This window comes from Deltaproteobacteria bacterium, from assembly GCA_016219225.1.
GTDB lineage: Bacteria > Desulfobacterota > RBG-13-43-22 > RBG-13-43-22 > RBG-13-43-22 > RBG-13-43-22.
Genome location: JACRBX010000252.1, coordinates 1 through 4,945, shown reverse-complemented (window position 1 = coordinate 4,945; position 4,945 = coordinate 1). Strand labels below are relative to the sequence as shown.

The 4,945-nt window shown below is 47.7% G+C and carries 3 protein-coding genes; 1 reads left to right on the top strand and 2 read right to left on the bottom strand.

All coding sequences use genetic code 11. The annotated features are described in order from the left end of the window. Nucleotides 1–259: 259 nt before the first annotated feature. Complete coding sequence (locus HY879_21030; protein ID MBI5605825.1) at nt 260–784, top strand: DUF4143 domain-containing protein; 525 nt, start codon at nt 260–262, stop codon at nt 782–784. A 334-nt stretch (nt 785–1,118) separates the two neighbouring features. Here HY879_21030 and HY879_21025 read toward each other — a convergent pair whose 3' ends face one another. After that, complete coding sequence (locus HY879_21025; GenBank protein MBI5605824.1) at nt 1,119–3,590, bottom strand: S8 family peptidase; 2,472 nt, start codon at nt 3,588–3,590, stop codon at nt 1,119–1,121. A gap of 44 nt (nt 3,591–3,634) precedes the next feature. Then, nucleotides 3,635–4,618: an ATP-binding protein gene (locus HY879_21020; protein ID MBI5605823.1), complete on the bottom strand. Its 984-nt coding sequence runs from the start codon at nt 4,616–4,618 to the stop codon at nt 3,635–3,637. Nucleotides 4,619–4,945 lie beyond the last annotated feature (327 nt).

Here is a 4,945-nt window from a genome sequence, read left to right as displayed (position 1 = left end):
TTGGTATTAGAATCCCTTGAATTAGGAAATTTACGGGGTTAGCAAAACCAATCGGACTGGGTGGCCGGAATGGTCCAGGAATGAGCATTTAGGCTTTGAACTTGAAGCCTTCAGCTTTTTGATTTTTATCCCATCGCCGAACTCCGAACACTGAACACTGAACACCGAACGTTCTTCCAGGAGGGGTTTGTTTAAAAGCTTGTTTTGGGGGTCAAAAAGGCCGGGTTAAGACTCTTTTTGACCACATCCTTTCGAGAATATAATTTTAATTCAACCGCCTCGGACGGTCCGACCCGATTTTAATCTCAGAAAAGAGATAACCAAAGCGCCGGTTTATTATTTCCGCGACATCGGTTTGCGCAATTTTGCCTCGAGCAGCTTCGGCGCCATCTCGGACAGCCAGGCCGGTTTTGCCTTCCAGACCATTGTCCATGCCATGCTGAGAGAACGTTTTCCATTAGCAGATACGACGCTCCACTACTGGCGCACCAAGGACAAAGCCGAGGTCGACTTTGTCATCCGGAGTGGGGAGGCGGTGACGCCCCTTGAGGTCAAGTATCGGGACCTGAAAAAGCCGGAGATCCGCCGTTCCTTCCGTGGGTTTCTTGACGGGTATCATCCCTTGAGCGGTTATATCATCAACAAAAGTTTCAACCAGGAAGCGCTGGTAGGCGAAACCCGGGTGCAGTGCCTTCCCTACTGGGAGCTGTTATTTAAAGAAGCTTTCCCGTTCATCGCCAACATTCCCGCGGCTGATACCCCAACGGCCAGCCCTGCCTTGTGACACCCCTTATTAACAGGCTGACCAACATCCTCTTTGCCGAAAACCTGCAGAAGATTACCGAACTCTTTGTCCTTCAGCTTTTTTGATTTTTTACCCAACGCCGAACGTTCTTCCAGGAGGGGTTTGCTTAAAAGCGTGTTTGGGGGCCAAAAAGACCGGTTTAAGACTTTTTTGACCACATCCTTTCGAGAATATAATTTTAATTCAACCACTTCGGATGGTACGACCCCGTTCTGAACCCCGTTCTGAAAGAATCGCTTACAGGGGGGAGCCTGCCGGAATGGATCGGAATGGGTGGCCGGATTGGAGCAAAACCACAAACTTAGAATTTTCCTTAGACGCTTATCTCGACTGGCGTCCTTATTAGGTTTTCCACTGGCGTGTAGATATCCAGGTCGGTTTCGGGGGTCTTAATGGAAATAATAAGGGAATAGCGAGCTCGCTTTGCCCAGCGTCCCAGTTGATGGCGTTCGCGCCACCAGCCGATTACCGGATAAACGGCAACAAACCCTCTTTGGGCGAGTTCGACGGCGGTTCCAGTCCATTGGTCGGAATGTATGGACCCAAGGGCTCTGAGGTCAGGCCCCAGAAACCATTTGGCCGCGTCACTGCTTGATGGGTTCCCCAATTCTTCGTCACGAGCCAATTGATTGATTCTTCCTCTAAATTGATTTGGTGTTTCAGTTGGAGTCTTCACTTCAAATCGTAGACCATGGGAGGCATAGCTGTATCTTCTTGTCCAGCCTCTCCTGGCCGGATTTGGCTCGATAAAGTACGAAAGCGTTACCCTCATTTCAACTTCTGTCTCGCCGAGTTCTTCTAACTCTTGGGTAGGCCAGGGTATTCGATGGAGATTTAAGTCCCGGGTCTTATAAGAATCATCAAATTTATCAAATGGCTGTAAGGAATCTTGGGCAATCAGGGTGAGGGCATTTTGGGCACTCCACATGGCCCTATTCAAGTCTGGGACACCAAATCCAGCGTATCGCAGAAGGGCCTCTTTACCGCTTCGCGTTGTCAAAGGTTGAAATCTGTCCTTCATGGCCTCTGTCCAATCGGCGGAATGAACCAATAACCCTCGAATCGATTCGGGCCAATAATCCGGGTATTCTGCCCACAATACCGTAGCCATCCTTGAGGCCAGCACTGTCGCGGCACTAGTCTCACCGGTGACGACAAGGGGCTTTTTGGTAAATTGCCGATTTGTGGTCAGCAAACACAAACTGTCCACAAAATCTGCTTCTCCGTTGATAGGGTCGGTGGCCATATTCCCGCCCTCCAGAACAATATCCGGTTTAATCGGCCATGGCCGTTGCCAGGCCATTGACGTACAACTGCATGGGCTTAGGTCTCCCTGTGGGGCAACGGGTATCCAACCAGGGTATTCTTGGGGGTCCATGTTGATTTTTTCGGTATATGCCCCGACAGTTAAGGGATTCCAGCTTTGCCCTGGATCATGAATGGTATCGGTCTGATTACTTTCAGGATAAAGATACCTATTACTGAAATCGGTGTTCCCGGCAGAAACAACTATTAAACGAGACTTATCATCGTCGGCCCCGGAGGTTAATTTGTCTAAACAAGCGGACCAGGAAGAAGGTTTCCCCCGGTCTCTAAAATCCTTGGTAGTCACAGCCATGCAAACGGTCCGTTGGCGCTCTGGTGCTGAGATCTCCGCACGGGCAATAGACTCGACCGTAATGGCCCCGTACAGATGAGGTGGGTTATCTCCTCGGGGAGGAAGGATTTTTACCGACTCCAAGTGGTATCTTAAAAAGATTGGAGAGCCAGAGGCAAGGGTTTCGATTAGATCTCCATACAGGGCAAGGCCTGCCATTTCGGTCCCATGATCGTGGTGATCGGTTACCCCCCAAGATGGTTCATAGGTGTGCATATCCGATAATTGCAGAGCTGGTCTTATCAGGGGATGCTCGTTGTTTATGCCGGTATCTAATATGCAGACCGCAAAGTCGCCGGAATATGGGCCGTCTATTCTTTTTAGGGCGTCATCCACCCAATCAAATTGTTCTGATGGGGTCATAGAAGTAAAAAAATCAGCGGTTTCTTTTGCTTTTCTTAGTTCTGCAATGCTGTTCAGCAAGTTAACGGAAATACTCATTTGGGATTTGCTGCCGTAGGCCAGGACAACAGTCCGATCGGGGAAAAGGATATTCCTTGGATCTAAGACCAAGCCAATTCGTGCGGCGTGTTCTCCAAATGAGCCCAGGAAAGCTTTCCTATCATCGCCAGTGCGCAGCCATACTTCCCACCAAACCTTCTCCTCACCAACCGGGATTTCCGCCGGGTCATCTGTCCAAAGAGCTTCAAGCATTGCCCTGCGAATTTCACTAATACTTTCTATCAGCTTCTTATTTTTGGGTTTATTCCGCTTCGTTTCTTGTTCCAGATAGGCTGTAACCAGTTTGACGAAATGGGTCAGTTTCCCCTCTGGGACAAAAACTACGGCATAGGTTTTATCTCCGATATCCTTCACATTGACCAATTCGATGCCGGATCTGAGTAATTCAAGGCTTTCAAATTTAAGTTTAAATCCAGGTTCACTTTCAAATTGGATGTAGATGCCGTTTCCCACATCAATACCGAAAGCAGCTTGCTCTCGACCGAGAATTTCGGCCTCCCGTCTTAAACTTTCCAGTTGGGACAATAATTTATTGCCATGTTTGGATCTTTGACGAGGGGGTAATTTGAATTCGGCCCCAAAGGTTTTGGGCCTTCGATAGAGTTCTGTTTCAGCAGTTCCTTTTATGAGTAGGTGGGGTAAATTATCAGAGATGCGATCAGGCATGGACTGTTTGCCTTATCCGACGTCCATGAAAAGGAGGGTTGAATTCATTTATTTCTAATGGCGTTACGCTCCGACAAGGTCTTCAATATGTCGGCATTCTCTATTTTTTTTCGATCATTAATGATCGTATCTTTTATGGCTTCTTCACAGGCCCGTGAAAGATCCGCATAACTCAAGCCAGCGGCGATATCTGCCAGCCCTTCCCAGTCGATTTCAGATTTTTTAAAGGCAACTAATTTTGACTGGAGTGCCTTAATCGTAAGCTCTCTATTCGGCAAGTCATACTTAATGATATCATCAAAACGGCGATAGAGGGCAAAATCAAGAATATCAGGGTGATTGGTCGCGGCCAATAATATACTATCCGACTCATCCTGTTCGATCAACTGCAGGAAGCTGTTCAGAATTCTTCGTATTTCGCCGACATCGTTACCCAGCCCTCTTTGGGACCCTATCGAGTCGAATTCGTCAAACAGGTATACTCCCCGGGTTTGTCCGATGGCATCGAATATCAGCCTGAGTTTGGCAGCCGTTTCACCCATATACTTGGTAATAAGGCTGTCGAGACGAACGACAAATAACGGAAGCCCAAGTTCTCCAGCCAATACGCCTGAGGACATTGTTTTGCCTGTGCCCGGCGGGCCTATTAAGAGAAGTTTTTTGCGAGGGGAAAGACCGTGAGAGCGAATTTTGGTGATTTGCCTGTGTTCTTTAATCAACCGGGTCAACCGTTCGAGAACTTCAACCTCAAGAATCATATCGGCCAAACGGATTTTCGGGTAAGCAACGGTCAGGAGGAGTGATAACTCTCCCCGGGGTTGGGCGATCGGAATCGATTTTCTTGAGGGTTCTATGGCCTGTTTGCGGGATTTAGCTTCATCAATGATCAGACGTATTTCCTGAGCAAGTTTACCATGACCAGTCCTCGCCTCGGAGGCGGCCATTTGCATGGCAACCGAAAGAAAATGGGCCTCATCTCCCTCAAGATGTGATTTTATAAGGGACTTGAGTTGCTCTGCTGTCGCCATGGATGTTTTCCCTTAACAGTCTTTGTTGCAAGGGTACCAACGGGACCTGACTTTGTCAAATGGAAAAATAGTGGATCAAAATTAAAGAAAAAGCCATGCCAATCCGCGCATTTGGAAAGGTTTTTTAGATGACTTGACTTCCTCAGAGTATCTAACACTTACGATAAACTCAGATTTTTAAATAGCTTGGTATTAGAATCCCTTGAATTAGGAAATTTACGGGGTTAGCAAAACCAATCGGACTGGGTGGCCGGAATGGTCCAGGAATGAGCATTTAGGCTTTGAACTTGAAGCCTTCAGCTTTTTGATTTTTATCCCATCGCCGAA

Coding starts and splice junctions, on each gene's coding strand:
- HY879_21020 (MBI5605823.1), bottom strand. CDS start 4,618: ATGGCGACAGCAGAGCAACTCAAGTCCCTTATAAAATCACATCTTGAG.
- HY879_21025 (MBI5605824.1), bottom strand. CDS start 3,590: ATGCCTGATCGCATCTCTGATAATTTACCCCACCTACTCATAAAAGGA.